A 22,262-nucleotide genomic window follows, 5' to 3' on the forward strand; every position below is an offset into this window, starting at 1 on the left:
ATGGCAGCGTTCGAGACGGCGAATCAGACGTCGCCGACCGTCACGCCTGTCACCCACCCCTCCGGCCCGCTTCCGGTCCACACGGCCCCGCTCGGGCGTGCCGTGAGGGTTCCGCTGGGAGAGACCGGCGCCTCCGTCTTCCCTCTCATCCTCGGCGGGGCCGAGTTCGGCTGGCACGTCGACCTCGCCGCCGCGCACGCCATCCTCGACCGCTATGTGGAGCGCGGCGGTAACGCGATCCACACGTCCGACAGCTATGCCGCCGGCCGGAGCGAACACGTCATCGGTCAGTGGATGGCCGCGCGACGCAACCGTGACGACGTCGTCGTCACGGTGCGCGTCGGTCGCGGGGCGGAGAACCCCGGACTCGGTTCCGTCAACCTCGTGCGCGCGGTCGAGGCATCCCTCACCCGTCTCGGGACGGACCGGATCGACGTCCTGTCGTTGGACGGCACCGCCGACCGGACCACGATCCTCGAGGACACCCTCGCCACCGCGGAGTGGCTGGTGGAGTCCGGCAAGGTGCGAGCGGTCGGTGCCGCGGGGTATCGGGCGGCGCAGCTCGTCGAAGCCCGGATCCTCTCCGCGGCCGGCTACCCGCGCTTCACGGTGCTCGACGTCCCCTACAACGTGCTCCGCCGCGACGAGTTCGACGGTGATCTCAAGCTGGTCGCCGGGGCTCAGGGCATCGCGGTGACGCCGTCGCAGGCCCTCGAGCACGGGTACCTCTCAGGGGTGCATCGGGATCGCGATCGTGTCGGTGGCTCGGTGCGGGGACGCCAGCTCGCGGCCAGCATGAACCGTCGCGGTGCGCGCACCCTCCGGGCCCTCGACCGCATCGCGGGGGAGCTGACCGTCCCCCCGGCAGCGATCGCGATCGCCTGGCTTCTCGCGCAGCGCATCGTCGTCGCGCCGATCGTCAACGCCTACGCCGTCGCGCACGTGGACGAGCTCGTCCAGGGTGTCGGCGTGCATCTCAGCCGTGCGCACCTGGCCGAGATCGCACGGGCCACCGACTGAGGCTGGTTTAGGGTGTAAGTGGGCCGGGGGGACCCCTCCGGTGCATTTCGACGAAGCGAGCAACCACGTGACGCACTATCTGTACCTGGTGCGGCACGGCGAACACCTCGACGCGGAACACGGCCTCGCCGACGGTCCGTTGTCGCCGCGAGGTCGTCGTCAGGCCGAACTCCTCGCCGACCGGCTATCGGGCGTTCCGCTCACCGCGGTCTGGCACTCTCCGCTGCTCCGCGCGACCGAGACTGCGCGGGCCGTCGCCGAACGCCTGCCGGCGGTCGACCCCGAGCCGACTGCGCTGTTGTTCGACTGCGTCCCGAGCGGTATGACGCCCGGCACCCCGCACGTCTACGAACCGTTCTTCGGCGGCGTCACCGAGGCCGAGGCGGACGCAGGGGCGGCGCAGATGGCGGATGCCGGGGCGGAGTTCCTCGCGCACCGTCCGAACGCGCATGAGCTTCTCATCACGCACAACTTCGTCATCGCCTGGTTCGTGCGCGAGGTGCTGCAGGCACCGGAGTGGCGCTGGCTGACGATCAATCAGGCGCACTGCGGTCTGACCGTGCTCGCGCAGCGTCCGGGACGGCCGTGGTCCCTCGTCTCCCACAACGACCTCGCTCACCTGCCGGTGGAGCTCCGGACGGGTCTCCCCGACATCCTCTCGGTGTGAGGTGCTGACCGGCTCCCTCCTCGCCGACTGGCTTCCCGTTTCCGCGAGCGCGCTCCTGTTCCTCGTCGTCGCGGCCGGGGTCGCCGGGTGGGTGGATGCCGTCGTCGGCGGCGGCGGTCTCATCCAGCTTCCGGCGCTCGTCATCGGCGTCCCGAAGGATGTCGCGACCCCCTTCATCCTCGGCACGAACAAGCTCTCGTCGTTCTTCGGCACGCTCTCGGCCAGCTGGGTCTACCTGCGCCGCGTGAAAGTGCACCTCACTCTCCTGATCCCGCTCGTGCTCGGCGCCTTCGCGGGGTCGGCGGTCGGCGCCGCGCTGTCGAGGTACGTGCCCCGAGAGGTGCTGACGCCGGTCGTCCTCGTCGCGGTCGTCGCCGTCGGCGTCTACACGCTCCTCCGACCCAAGATGGGCCTCCACCACGAACCGCGCCACACCGAACGCCGGGCGATCGTCTGGCGCTCGGGTGTCATCGGCGCGGGCGTCGGCTTCTACGACGGCATCCTCGGACCGGGTACCGGGTCGTTCTTCGTCATCCTCCTCGTCGGGGTCCTCGGTTTCGGGTTCCTCCAGGCGAGCGTCAATGCGAAGATCGCCAACCTCACCACCAACCTCGCCGCCCTCATCGTCTACGGCGTCCACGGCGAGATCATCCTGATCCTCGGACTCCTGATGGCCTGTGCGAACATCGCCGGCGGGTTCATCGGGGCACGGATGGCGACGCGCGGTGGCAACGGATTCGTCCGGGTCGTCTTCCTCGTCGTCCTCGGTCTGCTGGTCGTCAAGCTCGCGTGGGACACGATCGCGACCGTCCTGCCCGCCTAGGCTGGGAGCATGACGACGCGCGTGGCCCTGGTGGGCGGGACCGGCAAACTCGGGAGCATCATCGCCGAGGTCATCGCGGCGACCGAGGGCTTCGAGACGGTTGCCGTCCTCGGCTCCTCGAGTGATCTCGCCGAGCTCGATGCCGCCGATCTCGTCGTCGACGCCTCGACGCCGGCCGTGTCGATCGACATCGTCCGCGCCGCGATCGAACGGGGCAAGAACGTCCTCGTGGGCACGTCCGGGTGGTCCGTGGAGCGCGTCGCTCTCGTGCGACCGCTGGTGGATGCCGCGGGCACCGGTGCCGTCTTCATCCCGAACTTCTCGCTGGGTTCCGTCATCGGATCCGCTCTGGCTGCGGCATCCGCACCGTTCTTCCCCTCGATCGAGATCGTCGAAACGCACCGGGAGACGAAGGTCGACTCGCCGAGCGGTACGGCGGTCCGAACCGCGGAGCTGATCGCGGCGACCCGCTCCGAGGCCGGCCCGGTCGAGGCTCCGTACGTCGACCAGCGTGCGCGCGGGCAGCAGATCGCGAGCATTCCGGTCCATTCGCTCCGCCGTCCGGGCGTCGTGGCTAGGCAGGAGACGATCCTGTCGGGGCCGGGGGAGTCGCTGAGCATCGTCCACGACACGATCGACCCGGCTGCGGCCTATGCCCCCGGCATCCGTGTCGCCCTCGAGGCTGCGCGGGACGCGTCCGGCGTCATCGTGGGACTCGACTCGATGATCGACATCGGGATCCGGATGCCGAAGCCCGCCCCCGTGGCCCCGGTCGCCGATGGCGACGCGGCGGACCAGGCGGCTGCGGCGACCGCCCGATGAGGACTCGCATCGGGGTCGGCGTCGTCGCTCTCACCCTCGCGCTGTACATCTTCCTCGTCGGGCAGCGCGCGGTGCTGCTCGTCGCCAGCGGGGACCCCGTCGGCATCGCGATGGGCGTCGCCCTGGTCCTGCTTCCCGTCGTCGCGGTCTGGGCGCTGTGGCGCGAACTGAGTTTCGGACTGGGCGCCCAGCGCCTGGGCCGGCAGCTCGAGGCCGAAGGCGCCCTCCCGGCGGAGGAGCTCACGCTTCGCCCCAGCGGCCGCCCCGTGCAGGCAGAGGCGGACGCGCTCTTCCCCGTGTACCGCGACGCGGTGGAAGCCGATCCGACCGACTGGCGGGCGTGGTACCGCATGGGTCTGCTCTACGACGGCGCCGGCGATCGCAAACGCGCGCGCGGCGCCATCCGCACGGCGATCTCGCGCGAGCGCGCCCAGCGTCGAGGCTGAGCGCGCCCGGCAGGATCAGACGGCTGCGGCGACGGCATCCTCGACAGTCGGATGCCGGAACGTGAACCCCGACTCCAGGAGCACTGCCGGCAGGACATGCGTGTCGTTGGCGAGGAGCGCGTCGACGGCATCCTTCCCGAGGACCAGCCGGATCGCCCACAGCGGAGCGCGCAGCAGGTACGGGCGGTTCAGGCGCCGCGCGAGTGCGAAGCCCAGATCGTTCGCGGTGGCGCGCTCGGGTCCGGTGAGGTTGACCGGTCCCGTGATTCCGTGGTCGATGACGTGGCGGATGGCGCGGATCTCGTCATCGAGGGAGATCCACGGCCACACCTGGGTACCGCGTCCGAGTGGCCCCGAGAGCCCGGCCTTCGTCAGGAGGAGGAGCGGCTTGAGGACGCCGTCGCGGTGCACGACGGGCGCTGTGCGAAGGAGTGCGGTGGGCGCACCGGACGCCACGGCCGACGCCTCCCATTCGCCGCACAGGTCGGAGAGGAACGCGTCACCCTGCGGGCCGGATTCATCGAAGGTGCGACCGCGAGCATCGGGTGGGTAGTACCCCGTCGCCGACGAACTGACGAAGAGCGGAGCGTTGTCGCCGAGCTCCCGGAGCGCGCGCGCGAGGGTGCGGGTCGGGTGGAGACGCGACCACACGAGCTGCTTCTTGTATCCGGCGGTCCACGGAAAGCGACCGATGGTGGCGCCGTTGAAGTTGACCACGGCTTCGGCGCCGGCGAGGACCCCGGGGTCGAGCGGCTCCTCACCCGGTGCCCAGGTGACCTCTTCCGGACCGTGGGCCGGGTGACGGACGAGCCGCGTCACGGTGTAGCCGTCCGCGGTGAGCGAGTCGATGAGGGCGCGGCCGATGAGACCCGACGCGCCGGAGACGACGACGCGCCTGTCAGGCAAGTGTCGCCTCGAGCGTGATCTCGATGCCGGAGAGGGCTGCCGAGACGGGGCATCCCGCTTTGGCTTCGTTCGCGATGCGGTCGAAGTCCTCCGCCGACAGGCCGGGCACGGACGCGCTCACGTTCAGGTGCGAGCCGGTGATGCCGGTGCCGGGGATGAAGGTGACGGATGCCGTCGTCTCGACGCTCTCGGGAGGGGTACCGTTCTCGGCCAGCGCGTTCGAAAGCGCCATGCTGAAGCACGAGGAGTGTGCGGCGGCGATGAGCTCCTCGGGGGTCGTCACCGAGGTGGAGCCCTCGCTGCGCGCCTTCCAGTTCACCGCGAACGGTCCCTGGTTCGAGCTCTCGAGGGCGACGGATCCGGACCCTTCGAACAGGGTTCCGTTCCAGCTGGTGGTGGCTTCGCTCGTGACGCTCATGGTGTCTCCTCGGTCGGGGTCGTGACGGATCGCTGCCGAGCCTAAACCTCGTGGATATGCACGCGATATGACTTGACGCGGGCTCGCGGAAGGCTCAGGCGGTGCGTCCAACGAGCCCGACGCGCTGCAGGAGCAGCCACAACTGGCATCCGAGGCACAGTCCGAACACGGCGTTGAGGAAGGCCGCCATGAACGCGAGGGCGGCGGCGACCGGGAGAGCGAGAGGCACGCCGACGACGTGCAAGATGAGGCCGATCGAGGTCACGACGAGCCCGACGCCCTGCGCGAACCGCGGCGGGCGGGGGTCTTCGAGGTCCGTCGGGGGAGCGAGCCGTGGCTGGATCGCCCGACGGTAGAGGACACCCCACGGCGCGGTGCGGGGTGAGAGGACGCTCCAGAGGAAGAGAAGCGCGATGACCAGGACGGTGAGGAAGCCGAGGTCGAGGACGCGCATCGAGATTGGGGTGAACGGAAGCACCCATCCCTGAACCGGAACAATGAACATCCCGCCACCCAGCGGACTCAGCCAACCGAACCCTGCATCGGTACGAGCGGTCGAACTCCCCAGCAGAGCCAGCAACGTGGCGACCAGCAGCAGCACCGACGTGATGGATGCCGCGAACCGCGGTCCGCGCGGATCGATTCCCCGCGCCTCAGCCACGGCCGGCCCCTGCGGTGACGCGGTCGAGTTCCATCTCGACGACCTGGCGGCCCGGGGTACCGCCGAAGCGCGAGCGCACGACGCCGTGCTGGTCGATGATGAGGGTCGTCGGAGTCTGCAGCACGCGGAAGTGCTGCGCGATGTCGACGCGGTGGGTGAGGTCGACGTTCAGGTGGAGAACACCCTCGCGGTCGTCGGCGATCTCGCGGAGCGTTCGGTGGACGCCCGGGCACCTGCTGCACATCTCCGTGCTGAACTGCAGGAGGGTGGCGGTCTCGCCCAGGCGCTCGGCGCCCAAACGCGTCGGTTCGATGACTTCGCGGGGGTCGACGGCGCGTGGACGGTTCTGCCGCCAGCCCAGCGCGAGGCCGACGCCGACGGTCAGCGCGAGAAGCGCGCTGAGCACGACGATGGCGGGGAGGAGTTCCATGACCGCTCCACAGTAGTCCTGCCCGCTATGGTGCGGATCGCGCAGCGTCGTTCCGCGTCATGCGCCGGGTAGGGTGAGAGCCGTGAGTGAGCGCCCCGAAGCACCCGAGATCGAGTTCCGCAGCGATGTCACGGTCGAGCTGGTCCGCTCGTCCGCCGCCGACAGCGATGTCCTCTTCGCCGCACGCGTGTCGACGCAGGGAGAGCAGACGCTCGAATCGGCCGCCGACGGCTCCGAAGCGACGGGTCGCGACCGCGGCCTCATCAACTACCTCATGCGCGACCGTCATGGTTCGCCCTTCGAGCACAACTCGATGACGTTCTACGTGCAGGCGCCGATCTTCGTCTTCCGCGAGTTCATGCGGCACCGGATGGCGTCGTACAACGAGGAGTCGGGCCGTTACCGCGAGCTCCGTCCCGTCTTCTACGTGCCGTCCCCCGAGCGCAACCTCGTGCAGGTCGGAAAGCCCGGCGCCTACCAGTTCCTTCCCGGCTCCGCCGAGCAGGTCGAGCTCGTGGCCCGCGAGACGCGCGAGGCATCCGTGGCCGCCTTCGAGAGCTACCAGCGGATGCTGGACGCCGGAGTCGCTCGCGAGGTCGCCCGCATCGTCCTGCCGCTGAACATCATGTCGTCGATGTACGTCACCGTGAACGCGCGCTCGCTCATGAACTTCCTGTCGCTGCGCACGATGCGCGAGGGCACGCACTTCCCCTCTTTCCCGCAGCGCGAGATCGAGATGTGCGCCGAGAAGATGGAGAACGTGTGGCGTGAGCTCATGCCGCTCACGTACGCCGCCTTCAACGCGAACGGTCGCGTCGCTCCCTGATCGCCCGCGCGTCTTAGGCTGACGCGCATGAACCGCACCGCACTCATCACGGGCGCGAGCTCCGGCATCGGGGCCGAATACGCCCGGCAGCTGTCCGCGAAGGGTGCGGACGTCGTTCTCGTCGCCCGCGACGAGAAGGCACTCCGTGCGCTGGCCGACGAGATCGGGGGTCGCGGCGGCCGCGCCGAGATCCTCGTCGCGGATCTGCTCGACGACGGCCAGCGTCGTCGGGTCGAGGAACGCCTGGAGCAGGGCATCGACCTCCTGGTGAACAGCGCCGGGTACGGGCTCCCACTCGGGTTCGAGGCCAACGACATCGAGGTCGAGGCCCGTCACCTCGAGCTGCACGTCGAGGTGACCATGCGGCTGACGCGTGCGGCGCTTCCCGCGATGCTCGCGCGCGGCAGCGGCCGCATCCTCAACATCGCTTCCGTCGCCGGGCTCATCCCACGGGGGACGTACGGCGCGGCCAAGGCGTGGGTCGTGAGTTTCAGCCGCTGGGCGAACGCGGTCTACAGCCCGAAGGGTGTGACGGTCACGGCGGTCTGCCCCGGCTACGTCCATACGAACTTCCACGAGCGCCTCGGCCTCCCGCCGGGGGAGGAGGGCGTGCCCGGCGGGATGTGGTTGAACGCCGCGCAAGTGGTGCGCGGATCGCTCCGGGATGCCGCACGCGGCCGGGCCGTCAGCATCCCGTCGCTCCGCTACAAGGCGCTGACGTCGCTCGCCCGCATCCTGCCCGATCGCGTCGTCGTCGCCGTCGCCTCGCGCGGCCGCTGACGGAGACGCACGTCGGACGCGTGCGGCCCGATGCTCTTCGGGTGCGCGTTGCACGATCGCCGGTGCGGGAGTGGCGATCAGACGTGCGGGAGCCACCGTCCGCACCGCCGATCGTGCATTCGTCACATGACGCTCTCTCCTCAGGGCGCCTCGGCGGCCGCGTCGCTCACAGAGCCCGCCACACCGACGCCCGCCGACGCGGTGTGGGGCACGCTCGAGCAATGGATTCCGCCACAGTCGTGCAGCACATCCGTGTCCTCGGGGGGATCGCGAGGTCCTCGCAACTCCGTCGGCGAGGAGCGACGCGGGCCCAGCTCGCTCGGGCTGTCGACCGCGGCACGATCGCCCGCCTACGTAACGGCGTTTACTCCGTCCCCGGGGTGAGTCCCCATGTTCGGGATGCCGCGGCGCACGGCGGCGAGCTCTGTTGCGCTTCTGCACTCCGTCACCACGGCGTGTGGGTCCTCGAGCACCGGGAACGCGTTCACGTGTGGCTCGGTCCTGATGCCCGGGCTCACGCGCATGAGGGATGTCGCTGCGTGGCACATCGGGACGACGGAGTCGCGGCCTTCGGCGTCGTCCCGGTCGTGCACGCGCTCATCCAGTCGGCTCGATGCCTCGGGCCGGAGGGATTCTTCGCCGCATTCGAGTCGGCGTGGAACCTGGGGTTGCTCTCGCGTTCGGATCGCGCGCTCATCCGCCAAGGGCTCCCCGCGCGCTTCCGTTGGCTCGTGGACATCGCTCGCCCCGATGCGGAGAGCGGGATCGAGTCGCTCCTGCGCCTCCGTCTGCTGCGACTCGGCATCGCGCTGGACTGCCAGGTCCTCATCTCGGGCGTCGGCCGCGTGGACTTCCTCTTGGCCGACCGGATCATCCTCGAAGTCGACGGCCGCCTCAACCACGACGGACCCTCACGTCGTCATCACGACCTGGTCCGGGATGCCGAGGCCGCCGCAGCCGGATACGAGGCGCTCCGCTTCGATTACGCGCTCGTCGTGCACGACTGGCCGCGCGTGCAGCGCGCAATTCTGGCTGTTCTCGGTCGCACCCGGTGACGATTGCACGATCGCTGGCGCGGGAGTCGTGTTTCTGGCCGTAGGACGCAACCTGCGCCCCACCGATCGTGCATCCGTCGCGCCATCGACGACCCCGCACACGGGCGAGGGACCCTGACCGGTACCCTGGGAACCATGACGCACTCCGCCAATCCGTTCGGTCAGGTGCTCGTCGCGCTCGTCACTCCGATGACAGCCGACGGCGAGGTCGATTGGCCGGCCGTCGAGAAGCACATCGACGACGTCATCACGGGCGGTGCCGACGGCATCGTCGTGACCGGGACCACCGGTGAGACGAGCACGCTCACGGATGCCGAGAAGCTGAAGCTCGTTGAGGTCGGCAAGTCCGTCTCCTCCGGCCGCGCGAAGATCATCACGGGAGGCGGCTCGAACGAGACCGCCCACGCGATCGAGCTCTACCGTGCCAGCGAGAAGGCCGGTGCGGACGGCATCATGATCGTCACGCCGTACTACAACAAGCCGACACAGGCCGGCATCCTGACGCATTTCCGCCTCGTCGCGGACGCGACCGACCTCCCGGTGATCCTCTACGACATCCCCGGTCGCACCGGCGTGCCCATCAAGTACGAGACGATCCTCCGCCTCGCCAAGCACCCGAACATCCTCGCGGTGAAGGACGCCAAGGGCGACTTCAGCGAGGTCAGTCGGGTCCTCAACCAGACGGACCTGCTCTACTTCTCGGGCGACGACGCCAACGTCCTCCCGCACCTGTCGATCGGCGCAGCCGGTCTCATCGGCGTGACGGCGAACATCACGTCGGCCCCGTACCGAGTGATCGTGGATGCCGTCAACCGCGGTGACCTGCAGACCGCGACCGCCGCTCACAAGAAGCTCGAACCGCTCGTCCGTGCCGTCATGACGCACGTCCCGGGGACGGTCAGCGCGAAGTACATCCTGCACGGCCTGGGTCGCATCTCGAGCCCCCGCGTGCGTCTGCCGCTCGTCGGCCCCGAGGAATGGGAGGCCGCCCTCATCGAGGACGAACTCGACCTCGTGCGGGATGTCGACGGTGCTGACTTCTCCAACTTCCGACCAGACCGCAATGCCGCCGCGGGCGGCGCTCTTCCGAAGGTGCATGGAACAACTCGATGACCAATACCGTCTCCGCCCCTGAAAAACTCGCTCCCGGCACGCTCCGGGTGACGCCCGTGGGCGGACTCGGCGAGATCGGCCGGAACATGACCGTCTTCGAGTACGACGGCAAGCTGCTGATCGTCGACTGCGGTGTTCTCTTCCCCGAAGAGCACCAGCCCGGCGTCGACCTGATCCTCCCGGACTTCGAGGCCATCCGCGGGCGACTCGACGACATCGTCGGCGTCGTCCTCACCCACGGCCACGAGGACCACATCGGCGCGGTGCCGTACCTCCTCAAGCGCAAGGGCGACATCCCCCTCATCGGCTCGCAGCTGACGCTCGCTCTCGTCGAGGCGAAGCTCAAGGAGCACCGGATCAAGCCGTACACGCTGACGGTCAAGGAGGACCAGCGCGAGCAGGTCGGCCCCTTCGACCTCGAGTTCGTCGCGGTCAACCACTCCATCCCCGATGCGCTGGCCGTCGGCATCCGCACCCCCGCGGGTCTCGTCCTCGCCACCGGCGACTTCAAGATGGACCAGCTCCCGCTCGACGGTCGCCTGACCGACCTCCGCGCCTTCGCTCGCCTCGGCGAAGAGGGCGTCGACATGTTCCTGGTCGACTCCACGAATGCCGACGTCCCCGGGTTCACGCCGCTCGAGCGGGCGATCGGGCCCGTCCTCGATCAGATCATCGGCAAGGCTCCGCGCCGCGTCATCGTCGCCAGCTTCTCGAGCCACATCCACCGCGTGCAGCAGGTCATCGACGCCGCAGCCGCGCATGGCCGACGTGTGGCATTCCTCGGTCGCTCGATGGTCCGCAACATGACGATCGCCGAACAGCTCGGCTACCTGAAGGTGCCCGACGGCGTCCTCATCGACTACAAGAAGGCCAAGGACCTCCCCGACGACCGCATCGTCTACATGTCCACGGGATCCCAGGGCGAGCCGATGGCCGTGCTCTCTCGCATGGCGAACCTCGACCATGCGATCGAGCCGGGGGAGGGGGACACCGTCATCCTCGCCTCGAGCCTCATCCCGGGCAACGAGAACGCCGTCTACCGCGTGATCGACGGCCTCACCAAGCTCGGCGCCAACGTCGTCCACAAGGCGAATGCGAAGGTCCACGTCTCGGGCCACGCCGCCGCCGGCGAGCTGCTCTACTGCTACAACATCCTGAAGCCGAAGAACGTCCTGCCCGTCCACGGCGAGTACCGCCACCTGATGGCGAACGCGAAGCTGGCGCAGGACAGCGGCGTCCCGGCGGCGAACACGATCATCGCCGAGAACGGCACCGTCATCGACCTCAAGGACGGCGTCGCGAAGGTCGTCGGACAGCTCGACCTCGGGTTCGTCTACGTCGACGGCTCCTCGGTGGGCGAGATCACGGATGCCGACCTCAAGGACCGTCGGATCCTCGGTGAGGAGGGCTTCATCTCCGTCATCGTGGTGGTGGATGCCGCGACCGGCCGCATCATCACGGGCCCGGAGATCCATGCCCGCGGGTTCGCGGAGGACGACGCCGTGTTCGACTCGGTCAAGCCGAAGATCGCGCAGGCGCTCACGGAAGCCGCGAAGTCGGGCGTCCGCGACCCGCACGCCCTGCAGCAGGTGGTGCGACGGACCATCGGCCGCTGGGTCAACCAGTCGCTGCGTCGTCGACCGATGATCGTCCCGATGGTGATCGAGGCCTGAGCGGACCGCTACCATTCGGGCATGCCCGAGTCGTGGTCGCTGCGTCCCGCCGCCCAGGCGGACGGGGTGTTCCTCGGCGACATGGTCGTCGAGGCCGCCAATTGGCGTCCTGGCGCGCCGCGTCCTCGGCATGAGGTCCTCTCCGACCCGGACCACAGCCGATATCTCTCCGGGTGGGTGCGTCCCGGTGACGTCGGCTTCGTCGCCCTCGCCGGCGCGGAGCTCATCGGCGCTGCCTGGTACCGCACGTTGCCGCGCAGCGAGCCCGGGTTCGGGTACGTCGGAACCGGCGTGCCGGAGCTCATCATCGGCGTGAAGCCGATGTGGCGCTCGCACGGCGTCGGGCGTGGCCTGCTCCGTCAGCTGTGCGATGCGGCACGCACCGACGGGCGCGCGCGGATCTGCCTCTCCGTCGAGCGCGGAAACTTCGCGCAGGTCTTGTACCGCAGCGAGGGGTTCGCGGTCACCCGCAGCGGGATCGGTCGGGACACCATGGTGAAGGTCCTCGGCTGAGCAGCGGAATACCGCCGACGGGTCGCGTCAATCCGGGCACATGTCGGTGAGGCGGCTTACCGTGGAAGGTATGCCCAGGAGCAGCAGTCCGACCAGCAAACCCCGCGCGTCAGCGTCGGGCTCCTCGGCGCGTGCGAAGAAGGCCGAGCCGGCCCCGCGGCGCAAGGCCGAGCCAGCTCCGCGCCGCTACGTCGACGACGTCGAGCGTCCTCCGGTCGTCGTCCGCGCGTGGCTGGGGCTGGCACACATCGCCGGTGGAATGTTCCGCGCCTTCGGGTCTGAGGCGTTGGAGAAGGAGCAGCGACGCGACGGGTTCCCGTTCCTCCTGGTCCTCATGGCGATCGCCGGTGCCGTCGTGGAGTGGTTCCTCATCGGGACCGAGGTCGGCACGAACATCAGCGCCTACACCGTAGGCGCTCTGATCGGTCGCGAGGCATTCGTCTTCCCCGTCATCCTGTTGCTGCTGGCGGGGTGGCTGTTCCGGCATCCGCCGTCCGTGAACGACAACGGACGCATCGGCATCGGCGCGGGACTGTTCGTCCTCGCTGTGGCCGGGTTCTGCCACATCGTGGCGGACCGCCCGAAGCCCAGCGAAGGCCTGGCCGCGCTCAGCGCCTCCGGCGGACTCTTCGGGTGGGCCATCGGGGAACCCCTGACGGTTCTCACCGAGATCGGCGCCGGGATCGTCCTGGGTCTCCTGGCGTTCCTGAGCGTCCTCATCCTCACCAAGACGCCACCGAACCGCATCGGTCGCCGCCTCGGCGACCTCTACGCCTGGCTGTTCGGCGCGGAGCGCCCCGACCCCGACGTTGCGCCCGCGAAGGGTCAGACCGGACCGACGGTCGCCTTCGACGGCCCCGCGGAGGAGGGCGATTCGCTGCCCTGGTGGCGGCGCAACAAGTCCGGCCGTGAGGAGGACACCGACGGTGGCCTCGGTGCCGACGACCTCACCGCGCTCCTCGAGGCGAGCGGCGACGGCAGTTTCGACAACCCGGTCACGACTCCCGAGACGGCGCCTGACGTCATGCCCGACGCGGTCACCGAGATCATCGTGCCCGCGACCCCGCGGACCCCCGGACGCAAGCGCGATGCGGCGCCCGAGGCGCCCCCCGTTCCGCCGCTGCCGGATTTCGTCGCCGCGAATCTCGATTCCGTCGATCCCGATGCGCCCGACTACGACCTCCCGTCCACCGATGCCCTCGCCGCGGGTACGCCGCACAAGGCACGATCCGAGGCCAACGACGCCATGGTCCGCGCGATCATGGGCGTCTTCGAGCAGTTCTCGATCGATGCGAAGGTCACCGGATTCTCGCGCGGCCCGACTGTGACCCAGTACGAGATCGCCCTCGGCCACGGAGTCAAGGTCGAGCGGATCACCGCCCTCACCAACAACATCGCCTATGCGGTCGCCTCGAACGAGGTGCGCATCCTCGCGCCCATTCCCGGCAAGAGCGCGATCGGCGTCGAGATCCCGAACACGGATCGCGAGATCGTCACGCTCGGCGACGTCCTGCGCTCACCCAATGCGCAGCAGGCCACCCACCCCATGACGATCGGCATCGGCAAGGACGTCGGCGGCGGGTACGTCGTCGCGAACCTCGCGAAGATGCCCCACCTCCTCGTGGCCGGGTCGACGGGCTCGGGTAAGTCCAGCTTCGTGAACTCGATGATCACGAGCCTCCTGATGCGGGCGAAGCCCTCGGACGTCCGCATGGTCCTCATCGACCCGAAGCGCGTGGAGCTCACCTCCTACGCCGGTGTGCCGCACCTCATCACGCCCATCATCACGAACCCCAAGAAGGCGGCGGAAGCGCTGCAGTGGGTCGTGAAGGAGATGGACATGCGGTACGACGATCTCGCGTCGTTCGGCTTCCGCCACATCGACGACTTCAACCGGGCCGTCGTCGCCGGCGAGATCCAGTTGCCCGTCGGCAGCGAACGCGTGCTCAAGCCCTATCCGTACCTCCTGGTCGTGGTCGACGAGCTCGCGGACCTCATGATGGTCGCGCCCCGCGACGTCGAGGACTCGATCGTCCGCATCACCCAGCTGGCGCGTGCCTCCGGCATCCACCTTGTCCTGGCCACCCAGCGCCCGTCTGTCGACGTCGTGACCGGTCTGATCAAGGCGAACGTCCCGTCCCGACTGGCCTTCGCCGTGACGAGCGTGACCGATTCGCGCGTCATCCTCGACCAGCCCGGCGCCGATCGCCTCATCGGCCAGGGTGACGGACTGTTCCTGCCGATGGGCGCCTCCAAGGCGGTCCGCGTGCAGGGCGCGTGGGTCGCCGAGAAGGAGATCGAGAAGGTCGTCAATCACGTCAAGAACCAGGCGCGACCCGAGTACCGCAAGGACGTCGAGGCCGTCATCGAGAAGAAAGAGATCGACGCCGACATCGGTGACGACCTCGAGCTGCTCCTCGCGGCCGCCGAGCAGATCATCACGACCCAGTTCGGTTCGACCTCGATGCTGCAGCGCAAGCTCCGCGTCGGCTTCGCGAAGGCCGGCCGCCTCATGGATCTCCTCGAGGCCCGCGAGATCGTCGGCCCCTCCGAGGGTTCCAAGGCGCGTGACGTCCTCGTGACTCCCGATGAGCTCCCTGCCGTTCTTGCGCGTCTCCGCGGCGAGGAGCCGCCCGAGGATGCCGCACCCGCAGCCGCCGTACCTCCCGCGGCTCCCGCGCCCGTGGCGGATCCGTACGGTCCCGACGCGGTCACGGAGCAGTTCGAGGGCTACGAGGTCGTCGAGTCCGAGGGCGACGAGGATGCCTGGGGCCTCACCGGCCGCGACTGAGGCCGTCGGCGTCTCGGGTCTATAGGCTCGAGACGTGACGATTCCGCGGCAGCTGCCCAACGCCATCACGATCGTGCGCATCCTGTGCGCACCGGTGTTCGTCTGGCTCCTTCTCGCTGACGGCGGCTCGGACGGCGCGCTTCGTTGGTGGGCGGCCGTGCTGTTCATCGTGGCGATCGCGACCGATGGCATCGACGGCTACCTGGCGCGGCGGTACGAGATCGTCACGGACCTGGGCAAGCTGCTCGATCCGATCGCCGACAAGGTGTTGACGGGGTGCGCTTTCGTCGCGCTGTCCATCCTCGGCGAGCTCCCCGTGTGGGTGGTCGTCCTCGTGCTGGTCCGGGAGCTCGGGATCACCGTGCACCGACTCCTGGTGGCGACCGACCACGTCGTCGCGGCAGCCTGGATGGGCAAGCTGAAGACCGTGGCGCAGGCGGTCGCTCTCTCCCTCGCACTGCTGCCGCTCTGGACGCTGGTGGGGGAGTGGATCCACGTCGTCAACGGGATCGCGATGACGATCGCCGTCGTGCTGACGGTCGCGAGCGGCGTCGACTACGTCGTGACCGCCGTCCGCGCTCGCACACCCCGGCGGGCCTGATGCGTCGAACGCCCAGCGAACTACCCGAAGAGCTCGAGCAGACAGCTGCAGCGAGCGGGCCGCGCTCCGATGCCGAGCGCTTGGTGGAGCGGTTGAAGGAACTGGGCTGGACGCTGGGGATCGCTGAGTCCCTGACCGGCGGACTCGTCGCGGCATCCGTGGTCGCGGTGCCGGGAGCATCCGCCGTGTTCCGCGGCGGCATCGTCGCGTACGCCACGGAGCTGAAGGCCCGACTGCTCGGGGTCGACGCGACCCTTCTGGAGGCTCATGGCCCCGTGCATCCGCGGGTGGCCCGACAGATGGCGGACGGTATCCGAAGGGTCGTCGGCGAGGAGGAGCCCGCCGACGTGGGGATCGCGACCACGGGTATCGCCGGCCCCGTGTCCTCCGACGGGCAGCCGGTCGGGACCGTTCACATCGCCGTCTCCACGCCGCTCGGGTCCAGGGTCGAATCCCTCCATCTGGAGGGCGATCGGGACGACATCCGCACCGCTGCCGCGGCCCACGCGATCCTGCTCGCCGTCGAGGCTCTGTGACCCGGGGAATAGCCCTCGTTCCAGGCATGTTACGTCTCGGTGATTCCCATTCATTCCCCAGCGCTCGGGGTCTAGGGTGACAGCGAACGTGTTGTACCGTGGTTCTCCCATCAGGGACTCGGTGGATCGAAGCAGAGGGAGGGCCCACGCATGATCCTGGTTCGTCAAGAGATCGGCGACGTCCTCCGCGACTTCCGTCTGCAGAAGGGTCACACTCTCCGGCAGGTGTCCGGCAAGGCGAGTGTCGCCCTCGGCTACCTCAGCGAAGTGGAGCGCGGTCAGAAGGAAGCGTCGAGCGAGATCCTCGCTGCCGTCGCCGAAGCGCTCGATGTGCCGATCTCGGCGATCATGCGCGAGGTGGGTGAGCGGATCTCGGTCCTCGAGGGGCTGCACCCCATCACCGACGTCGTCCCCGACGACCTCGCGTCGCTGAGCGACGGCGTTTCCGCGCCGGAGCTCTCGCTGCGCTGACCTTCCCCGATGCGTCACAGCGAGTTCGATCGCGCCGTCGCCGATGAGTTCGGAGATGGTGGAGCCGCGCTGGTGGCCGATCTGGCGTTGACTGCTGTGGGAAACCGCACGGCCCGCGAGGCTCTCGCGGACGGCGTGGCCCCGCGAGAGGTCTGGTACGCGCTGTGCACCGAGACCGACGTCCCGGAACCGCGACGTCACGGCGCGGGACGGCTCGAACCGCGACGCTGAGCGGCGTGTCTTATCGAATATGCGTTCGATGCGGGCGTAGTCTCCTTCACAACGGGTGTCGTAGAGACGTCGTCCACGAAGGAGCTCGTTCCGGCATCGATGTCGGAGCCCCCTCCTAACGTGAATGTCGTCAGATGACACCCACGCCCTGTCGCAGCATCCGATCCGTCGGTGACGAGCGCGACAGCCTACGGGCGACGGAACCGCGAGCATCAAGGAGCACGACATGCCATCACCTGCCGACCGCGAAAAGGCCCTCGAATCGGCCCTCGCCCAGATCGACCGCCAGTTCGGCAAGGGATCGATCATGCGACTCGGGAGCGACGAGCGCGCACCGGTCGAGGTCATCCCGACCGGATCGATCGCCCTCGATGTCGCCCTGGGGATCGGCGGTCTCCCGCGCGGCCGTGTCGTCGAGATCTACGGCCCGGAGTCGTCGGGAAAGACGACCTTGACGCTCCATGCCATCGCCAACGCGCAGCGCAACGGCGGGATCGCGGCCTTCATCGATGCAGAGCACGCGCTCGACCCCAACTATGCCGAGAAGCTCGGTGTCGACATCGACGCGCTTCTCGTCTCGCAGCCCGACACCGGAGAGCAGGCCCTCGAGATCGCTGACATGCTGATCCGTTCCGGTGCCATCGACCTGGTCGTCATCGACTCCGTCGCCGCATTGGTGCCCGAGGCCGAGATCAAGGGCGAGATGGGCGACTCCCACGTCGGTCTGCAGGCTCGACTCATGTCGCAGGCTCTCCGAAAGATCACGGGTGGCTTGAGCCAGACGAAGACCACGGCGATCTTCATCAACCAGCTCCGCGAGAAGATCGGTGTCTTCTTCGGCTCGCCCGAGACGACCGCCGGCGGTAAGGCTCTCAAGTTCTACGCGTCCGTGCGACTGGACATCCGCCGTATCGAGACGCTCAAGGACGGCTCCGACGCTGTCGGCAACCGGACGCGTGTCAAGGTCGTCAAGAACAAGATGGCTCCGCCGTTCAAGCAGGCGGAGTTCGACATCCTCTACGGGGTCGGGATCTCCCGCGAGGGCAGCCTCATCGACTTCGGCGTCGAGCACGGGATCGTCAAGAAGTCCGGTGCCTGGTACACGTACGAGGGCGAGCAGCTCGGCCAGGGCAAGGAGAACTCGCGCAACTTCCTGCTCAAGAACACCGACGTCGCTGCCGATATCGAGAACAAGATCAAGCAGAAGCTCGGGATCGGTCAGCCGAAGGTCGAGATCGAGGATGTCGCGGCGCCTGACGAGCTGACGGCTCGGCGCCCGGCCTGATCATGACGGAATCGAACGGGGGCGAGCGGGATTCGCTCGCCCCCGTCATCCCGCTTTTCGGGAGTCGCTCCGATCGGGCGCCCGCTGTCGAGCCCGCGCCCGACGACCCCGACGAAGCCGCGACCTGGCACGCTACGTGGATCGCGGATCGGGCTGCGGCGGATCGTTCGGCCGCCCGCGCGGCGCATCCTGCAACGGGAACTCTGCCCGTGGTGGCCCCCGCGGGCGAGGACGAGGCCGCTGCCGTGGCTGAGCGTGTGCTGCTGCGCAAACTTCGGACGCGTTCCCTCTCCCTCCGAGAGGCCCGTTCCGTCCTCCGAGAGCACGAACTCGACGAGATCGAGCTGGAGGGGATCGTCGACCGGTTCGTGTCGCTCGGGTACCTCGACGATGCTGCCCTCGCGGAGCAGCTCATCGACAAGGCGACCTCGCGCAAGGCGCAGGGTCGCATGGCGATCGCGCAGGCGCTGTCGCAACGCGGCATCCCGCGAGAGGTCGTCGACGAGGCGCTCGATCGGCTTCCCGATGATGAGGCTGAGCGAGCGCTCGAGTTCGCGCGGTCCAAGGCGCGCGGTTTCGAAGGGCTCGACAGGGACACGGCGCTCCGGCGGCTGGCGGGCCAGCTCGCCCGGCGCGGATACGGATCGGTTGCTCTCTCGGTGGCGCGTCAGGCGCTCGACGAGTCCTCAGCGCCGCCACGACGGGGAGTTCGCTTCGAATCCTGACCGCCGTGCACCCGGTCTGACACACTCGGGCTAACGCGCGTCCGGCGCGATCGGTGAGAGGGCGCACGTGGCGATCGAGGTAGAGGGACTCGTCAAGTCGTACAAGACGGTGACGGCTGTGGACGGCATTACGTTCTCTGTTCCCGACGGTCAGCTGTTCGCCTTCCTGGGAGCCAATGGGGCAGGAAAGTCGACGACGATCGGATGCCTCACGACTCTGCTCCGGGCTGACAGTGGCGTCGTGCGCGTCGCGGGCCACGACCTCCGCACCGACAGCGAGAACGTGCGATCGAAAATCGGTGTTGTCTTCCAGCGGTCTCTGCTCGATGACGGCCTGACTGTTCGAGAGAACCTGGCGCTTCGGGCGACGCTCTCGCGGATCGAGAGTCGGCGATTCGCCACTCGGCTCGCCGAGCTGTCGGAGCTCATCGAGCTGGAGGATGTCATCGACCGTGTGTACGGACGACTGTCAGGCGGACAGCGCCGACGTGCAGACATCGCCCGTGCACTCATGCACGAGCCGTCGATCCTCTTCCTCGACGAACCGACCGCGGGGCTCGATCCTGGCAGTCGCGTCGCCGTGTGGGCGGCGATCGACCGGCTGCGGTCTGAACGCGGCCTCACGGTCTTCCTCACGACCCACTACATGGCGGAGACGGAGGAGGCCGACCAGGTCACCATCATCGACTCCGGGCGGGTTGTCGCGAGCGGCACTCCGACGGAGCTCCGCGCGAGACACAGCCGCAGCATCCTCACCGTGACCACGCGCGATCCCGAGGCGCTCGAGGCGCTCGCACGTCGTGAGGGACTCCCCGTCCGACGCGAGGGCGACATCCTCACCGTCGAAGTGCCCGATGCGCTCCCCGCGCGTCGTCTCCTCGCCGCTCACGGCGACGACGTCGCCGACTTCGAGTTCCGACACGGCCGCATGGACGACGTCTTCCTCGCTCTCACGGGCCGCAGCGACCTCGTGGAGGACGCCGCGTGAGGGTCGTCGCGGCCATCGTCCGCCGCAACCTCACGCTCTTCTTCCGCGACCGGATGAACGTCTTCTTCTCCCTGCTGAGCGGACTCATCCTCTTCATCCTCTACACGCTCTTCCTGTCCCGACTGCAGGTCGACGGGCTCGGACGGACCTTCCCGCAGGCGTCGCGCGGCGACGTCGAGGCGTTCGTGGACAGTTGGATGCTGTCGGGCATCGTCCTCCTCACGACCGTGACCTCGGGGATGGGGGCGGTGTCCGTGTTCGTCGACGACCGCGCCACCGGCCGGTTCGCCGACTTCCTCGTCGCCCCAATTCGGCGATCGCAGCTGGTGCTCGGATACCTGCTGTCGTCGGTGGCGGTCGCGATCATCATGTCAGGCATCATCTTCGCCCTGACGGTGCTCCAGCTCGGCCTCGCCCGCGACACGTGGCTCAGCCCTCTCCAGATCCTCACGGCGATCGGCGCGACCGTCCTCTGCTGCGTCGCGTTCACGGCCCTCGGGGCCTTCGGCGCGTCGTTCCTGAAGACGACGGGCGCCTACTCCGCGTTCTCCACCGTCGTCGGAACCGTCCTCGGGTTCATCGCGGGCTCCTACATCCCCGTGGGGTCGCTTCCCGAGGGCGTCGCCTCCACGATCAACGCCTTCCCCTTCGCGCAGGGCGCCATGCTCCTGCGTCTGCCGTTCACGGACGACACGCTCGCGGCCCTCGCGGGCGGAGACAGCGCGGCGATCAGCGACCTCAGGGAGTTCTACGGGGTGGATCTGTTCGTCGGGTCCACCGTCGTGCCGGTGTGGCTGGCCGTCACCGTCCTGGTGAGCGTGGCGGTCGTCTTCAGTGCGATCTCGGCCGCCCGCATCCGCTCGCTCCTGCGCTGAACGGGTGCGGGGCTTCCGGCGCAACGCTGCTCGTAGAATGGCCTGATCATGACCAGCCCTTCCGCTGCCCCCACTCTCATCGCACCGTCCACTGCTGCCGTCGCTGCTGACGGTCACTCTCGCACGTACGAGGTGCGGACGTTCGGGTGCCAGATGAACGTCCACGACTCCGAGCGCCTCTCCGGATCGCTCGAATCGGCCGGCTACGTCCGCGCCGACGCGGGGGCCGATGCCGACGTCGTGGTCATCAACACCTGTGCCGTGCGCGACAACGCCGCCGGCAAGCTGTACGGCACGCTCGGGCACTTGAAGAGCCGCAAGGACAAGCACGACGGCATGCAGATCGCCGTCGGCGGATGCCTCGCGCAGATGGACAAGGACGCCGTCCAGCAGAAGGCACCCTGGGTCGACGTCGTCTTCGGCACCCACAACATGGGCTCGCTCCCGAGCCTCCTCGAGCGCGCTCGTCACAACGGTGAGGCGGAGCTCGAGATCCTCGAGTCGCTCGAGGTCTTCCCCTCGACGCTGCCCACCAAGCGCGACTCGGCCCACAGCGGCTGGGTGTCGATCTCGGTCGGCTGCAACAACACCTGCACCTTCTGCATCGTCCCGAGCCTCCGCGGCAAGGAGAAGGACCGCCGCCCCGGCGACATCCTGAACGAGATCCGTCTTCTCGTCGAGGACGGCGCCATCGAGGTCACTCTCCTCGGCCAGAATGTGAACAGCTATGGGGTGGAGTTCGGCGACCGTCAGGCGTTCAGCAAGCTGCTGCGCGCGGCGGGGGAGATCCCCGGTCTCGAGCGCGTGCGCTTCACGAGCCCGCATCCCGCTGCGTTCACCGACGACGTCATCGACGCCATGGCCGAGACGCCCGCCGTCATGCCGCAGCTTCACATGCCGCTGCAGTCCGGATCTGACCGCATCCTCAAGGCGATGCGTCGGTCCTACCGGAGCGAGAGGTTCCTCGGCATCCTCGACCGCGTCCGCGAGAAGATGCCGCACGCGGCGATCTCGACCGACATCATCGTGGGCTTCCCCGGCGAAACCGACGAGGACTTCGACGACACGATGCGCGTCGTCGAGCAGGCGCGCTTCGCCAGTGCGTTCACCTTCCAGTACTCCATCCGCGAGGGGACGCCAGCGGCCACCATGCCCGACCAGGTCTCCAAAGAGGTCGTGCAGGAACGCTACAACCGGCTCATCGCGCTGCAGGAGCGCATCTCGCTCGAAGAGAACCAGGCTCAGCTGGGCCGCACCGTAGAGGTGCTCGTCTCCACGGGCGAGGGCAAGAAGGATGCCGCGACTCACCGTCTGACCGGGCGGGCCGAGGACAACCGCCTCGTCCACTTCGAGGTGCCCGACGGATCGCCCACGCCGCGCCCGGGCGACGTCGTGACCACTGTCGTGACGCACGCCGCTCCGTTCCACCTGCTCGCCGACAGCCCGGACGGCGCCCCGCTGCGCATCCGCCGCACCCGTGCGGGCGACGCGTGGGATCGCGCGCAGGCAGACTCCTGCGGCGTCCCCGCACCGGTCGGGGACGCCGGTCCGCGGGCTGTCTCACTCGGTCTTCCCGCGATCCGCACTGCGACGCCCGGACTCTGAC

General features: G+C 68.7%; 25 protein-coding genes and 1 pseudogene. 22 read left to right on the top strand and 4 right to left on the bottom strand.

Translation table 11 applies throughout. From position 1 onward, the window contains the following. From ABQ271_RS04870 to ABQ271_RS04890, 5 genes are all read left to right on the top strand, one after another. Complete coding sequence (locus ABQ271_RS04870) at positions 1-1,020, top strand: aldo/keto reductase (RefSeq protein WP_349310389.1); 1,020 nt, start codon at positions 1-3, stop codon at positions 1,018-1,020. A gap of 67 nt (positions 1,021-1,087) precedes the next feature. Next, positions 1,088-1,687 (top strand): histidine phosphatase family protein, encoded by a 600-nt coding sequence (locus ABQ271_RS04875; RefSeq protein ID WP_349310390.1) that lies wholly within the window; start codon positions 1,088-1,090, stop codon positions 1,685-1,687. Position 1,688: 1 nt separating this feature from the next. Then, a complete protein-coding gene (locus ABQ271_RS04880; protein WP_349310391.1) occupies positions 1,689-2,510 on the top strand; it encodes a TSUP family transporter in 822 nt (273 codons plus the stop codon). Between the two features lie 9 nt (positions 2,511-2,519). After that, positions 2,520-3,332 (top strand): 4-hydroxy-tetrahydrodipicolinate reductase, encoded by an 813-nt coding sequence (dapB, locus tag ABQ271_RS04885; protein ID WP_349310392.1) that lies wholly within the window; start codon positions 2,520-2,522, stop codon positions 3,330-3,332. Next, a complete protein-coding gene (locus ABQ271_RS04890) occupies positions 3,329-3,778 on the top strand; it encodes a tetratricopeptide repeat protein (protein WP_349310393.1) in 450 nt (149 codons plus the stop codon). The genes dapB and ABQ271_RS04890 overlap by 4 nt, the downstream gene beginning before the upstream one ends. A 15-nt stretch (positions 3,779-3,793) precedes the next feature. Here ABQ271_RS04890 and ABQ271_RS04895 read toward each other — a convergent pair whose 3' ends face one another. The 4 genes from ABQ271_RS04895 to ABQ271_RS04910 all read right to left on the bottom strand — a co-directional run bounded on the left by ABQ271_RS04895 (position 3,794) and on the right by ABQ271_RS04910 (position 6,193). After that, positions 3,794-4,684, bottom strand: coding sequence for a TIGR01777 family oxidoreductase (locus ABQ271_RS04895; protein WP_349310394.1), 891 nt, complete (start codon positions 4,682-4,684; stop codon positions 3,794-3,796). Further along, positions 4,677-5,102 carry an OsmC family peroxiredoxin gene (locus ABQ271_RS04900; RefSeq protein WP_349310395.1) on the bottom strand — a complete coding sequence of 142 codons (426 nt, stop codon included), beginning with the start codon at positions 5,100-5,102 and terminating at the stop codon, positions 4,677-4,679. Before ABQ271_RS04900 ends, ABQ271_RS04895 begins: the two co-directional genes overlap by 8 nt. A 94-nt stretch (positions 5,103-5,196) precedes the next feature. After that, entirely contained in the window at positions 5,197-5,763 is a 567-nt protein-coding gene (locus tag ABQ271_RS04905; RefSeq protein ID WP_349310396.1) for a DUF4395 domain-containing protein, read from the bottom strand. Then, positions 5,756-6,193, bottom strand: a complete 438-nt coding sequence (locus tag ABQ271_RS04910) for a thioredoxin family protein (RefSeq protein WP_349310397.1) — start codon at positions 6,191-6,193, stop codon at positions 5,756-5,758. The genes ABQ271_RS04905 and ABQ271_RS04910 overlap by 8 nt, the downstream gene beginning before the upstream one ends. An 82-nt stretch (positions 6,194-6,275) precedes the next feature. Between ABQ271_RS04910 and thyX the strand changes: the two genes are divergently transcribed. From thyX to miaB, 17 genes and pseudogenes are all read left to right on the top strand, one after another. Next, positions 6,276-7,019, top strand: a complete 744-nt coding sequence (gene thyX, locus ABQ271_RS04915) for an FAD-dependent thymidylate synthase (RefSeq protein ID WP_349310398.1) — start codon at positions 6,276-6,278, stop codon at positions 7,017-7,019. 27 nt (positions 7,020-7,046) lie between these two features. Further along, positions 7,047-7,799 carry an SDR family NAD(P)-dependent oxidoreductase gene (locus tag ABQ271_RS04920; RefSeq protein ID WP_349310399.1) on the top strand — a complete coding sequence of 251 codons (753 nt, stop codon included), beginning with the start codon at positions 7,047-7,049 and terminating at the stop codon, positions 7,797-7,799. 221 nt (positions 7,800-8,020) lie between these two features. Next, positions 8,021-8,164: pseudogene (locus ABQ271_RS04925) on the top strand (type IV toxin-antitoxin system AbiEi family antitoxin domain-containing protein); the annotation flags it as partial. 174 nt (positions 8,165-8,338) lie between these two features. Next, positions 8,339-8,854: a DUF559 domain-containing protein gene (locus ABQ271_RS04930; protein WP_349310849.1), complete on the top strand. Its 516-nt coding sequence runs from the start codon at positions 8,339-8,341 to the stop codon at positions 8,852-8,854. A gap of 135 nt (positions 8,855-8,989) precedes the next feature. After that, on the top strand, positions 8,990-9,967 hold the full coding sequence (gene dapA / locus ABQ271_RS04935) for a 4-hydroxy-tetrahydrodipicolinate synthase (RefSeq protein ID WP_036313684.1): 978 nt from the start codon (positions 8,990-8,992) through the stop codon (positions 9,965-9,967). Then, on the top strand, positions 9,964-11,640 hold the full coding sequence (locus ABQ271_RS04940; protein ID WP_349310400.1) for a ribonuclease J: 1,677 nt from the start codon (positions 9,964-9,966) through the stop codon (positions 11,638-11,640). Before dapA ends, ABQ271_RS04940 begins: the two co-directional genes overlap by 4 nt. 21 nt (positions 11,641-11,661) lie before the next feature. Next, a complete protein-coding gene (locus tag ABQ271_RS04945; RefSeq protein ID WP_349310401.1) occupies positions 11,662-12,153 on the top strand; it encodes a GNAT family N-acetyltransferase in 492 nt (163 codons plus the stop codon). 70 nt (positions 12,154-12,223) lie between these two features. Further along, entirely contained in the window at positions 12,224-14,944 is a 2,721-nt protein-coding gene (locus ABQ271_RS04950) for a DNA translocase FtsK (protein ID WP_349310402.1), read from the top strand. A 34-nt stretch (positions 14,945-14,978) separates the two neighbouring features. Beyond that, positions 14,979-15,545: a CDP-diacylglycerol--glycerol-3-phosphate 3-phosphatidyltransferase gene (pgsA, locus tag ABQ271_RS04955; RefSeq protein ID WP_349310403.1), complete on the top strand. Its 567-nt coding sequence runs from the start codon at positions 14,979-14,981 to the stop codon at positions 15,543-15,545. Beyond that, positions 15,545-16,081, top strand: coding sequence for a CinA family protein (locus ABQ271_RS04960; RefSeq protein ID WP_349310404.1), 537 nt, complete (start codon positions 15,545-15,547; stop codon positions 16,079-16,081). The genes pgsA and ABQ271_RS04960 overlap by 1 nt, the downstream gene beginning before the upstream one ends. A gap of 150 nt (positions 16,082-16,231) precedes the next feature. Next, positions 16,232-16,552, top strand: coding sequence for a helix-turn-helix transcriptional regulator (locus ABQ271_RS04965; RefSeq protein ID WP_349310405.1), 321 nt, complete (start codon positions 16,232-16,234; stop codon positions 16,550-16,552). Between the two features lie 9 nt (positions 16,553-16,561). Continuing rightward, on the top strand, positions 16,562-16,783 hold the full coding sequence (locus tag ABQ271_RS04970) for a DUF3046 domain-containing protein (RefSeq protein ID WP_349310406.1): 222 nt from the start codon (positions 16,562-16,564) through the stop codon (positions 16,781-16,783). Between the two features lie 226 nt (positions 16,784-17,009). Next, positions 17,010-18,068, top strand: coding sequence for a recombinase RecA (gene recA / locus ABQ271_RS04975; protein ID WP_349310407.1), 1,059 nt, complete (start codon positions 17,010-17,012; stop codon positions 18,066-18,068). A gap of 2 nt (positions 18,069-18,070) precedes the next feature. Continuing rightward, positions 18,071-18,793, top strand: a complete 723-nt coding sequence (locus tag ABQ271_RS04980; RefSeq protein WP_349310408.1) for a regulatory protein RecX — start codon at positions 18,071-18,073, stop codon at positions 18,791-18,793. Between the two features lie 67 nt (positions 18,794-18,860). Next, positions 18,861-19,781 carry an ABC transporter ATP-binding protein gene (locus ABQ271_RS04985; protein WP_349310409.1) on the top strand — a complete coding sequence of 307 codons (921 nt, stop codon included), beginning with the start codon at positions 18,861-18,863 and terminating at the stop codon, positions 19,779-19,781. Continuing rightward, positions 19,778-20,656, top strand: a complete 879-nt coding sequence (locus ABQ271_RS04990) for an ABC transporter permease (RefSeq protein ID WP_349310410.1) — start codon at positions 19,778-19,780, stop codon at positions 20,654-20,656. The genes ABQ271_RS04985 and ABQ271_RS04990 overlap by 4 nt, the downstream gene beginning before the upstream one ends. A gap of 48 nt (positions 20,657-20,704) precedes the next feature. After that, a complete protein-coding gene (gene miaB, locus ABQ271_RS04995; protein ID WP_349310411.1) occupies positions 20,705-22,261 on the top strand; it encodes a tRNA (N6-isopentenyl adenosine(37)-C2)-methylthiotransferase MiaB in 1,557 nt (518 codons plus the stop codon). Position 22,262 lies beyond the last annotated feature (1 nt).

The organism is Microbacterium sp. MM2322 (assembly GCF_964186585.1).
GTDB lineage: Bacteria > Actinomycetota > Actinomycetes > Actinomycetales > Microbacteriaceae > Microbacterium.

What these genes read in the sequence shown, in the direction of transcription:
- ABQ271_RS04870 (WP_349310389.1), top strand. Translation starts at nt 1, where the DNA reads ATGGCAGCGTTCGAGACGGCGAATCAGACGTCGCCGACCGTCACGCCT.
- dapB (WP_349310392.1), top strand. Translation starts at nt 2,520, where the DNA reads ATGACGACGCGCGTGGCCCTGGTGGGCGGGACCGGCAAACTCGGGAGC.
- ABQ271_RS04890 (WP_349310393.1), top strand. Translation starts at nt 3,329, where the DNA reads ATGAGGACTCGCATCGGGGTCGGCGTCGTCGCTCTCACCCTCGCGCTG.
- ABQ271_RS04900 (WP_349310395.1), bottom strand. Translation starts at nt 5,102, where the DNA reads ATGAGCGTCACGAGCGAAGCCACCACCAGCTGGAACGGAACCCTGTTC.
- ABQ271_RS04910 (WP_349310397.1), bottom strand. Translation starts at nt 6,193, where the DNA reads ATGGAACTCCTCCCCGCCATCGTCGTGCTCAGCGCGCTTCTCGCGCTG.
- ABQ271_RS04920 (WP_349310399.1), top strand. Translation starts at nt 7,047, where the DNA reads ATGAACCGCACCGCACTCATCACGGGCGCGAGCTCCGGCATCGGGGCC.
- dapA (WP_036313684.1), top strand. Translation starts at nt 8,990, where the DNA reads ATGACGCACTCCGCCAATCCGTTCGGTCAGGTGCTCGTCGCGCTCGTC.
- ABQ271_RS04940 (WP_349310400.1), top strand. Translation starts at nt 9,964, where the DNA reads ATGACCAATACCGTCTCCGCCCCTGAAAAACTCGCTCCCGGCACGCTC.
- ABQ271_RS04945 (WP_349310401.1), top strand. Translation starts at nt 11,662, where the DNA reads ATGCCCGAGTCGTGGTCGCTGCGTCCCGCCGCCCAGGCGGACGGGGTG.
- ABQ271_RS04950 (WP_349310402.1), top strand. Translation starts at nt 12,224, where the DNA reads ATGCCCAGGAGCAGCAGTCCGACCAGCAAACCCCGCGCGTCAGCGTCG.
- ABQ271_RS04960 (WP_349310404.1), top strand. Translation starts at nt 15,545, where the DNA reads ATGCGTCGAACGCCCAGCGAACTACCCGAAGAGCTCGAGCAGACAGCT.
- ABQ271_RS04965 (WP_349310405.1), top strand. Translation starts at nt 16,232, where the DNA reads ATGATCCTGGTTCGTCAAGAGATCGGCGACGTCCTCCGCGACTTCCGT.
- ABQ271_RS04970 (WP_349310406.1), top strand. Translation starts at nt 16,562, where the DNA reads ATGCGTCACAGCGAGTTCGATCGCGCCGTCGCCGATGAGTTCGGAGAT.
- recA (WP_349310407.1), top strand. Translation starts at nt 17,010, where the DNA reads ATGCCATCACCTGCCGACCGCGAAAAGGCCCTCGAATCGGCCCTCGCC.
- ABQ271_RS04980 (WP_349310408.1), top strand. Translation starts at nt 18,071, where the DNA reads ATGACGGAATCGAACGGGGGCGAGCGGGATTCGCTCGCCCCCGTCATC.
- miaB (WP_349310411.1), top strand. Translation starts at nt 20,705, where the DNA reads ATGACCAGCCCTTCCGCTGCCCCCACTCTCATCGCACCGTCCACTGCT.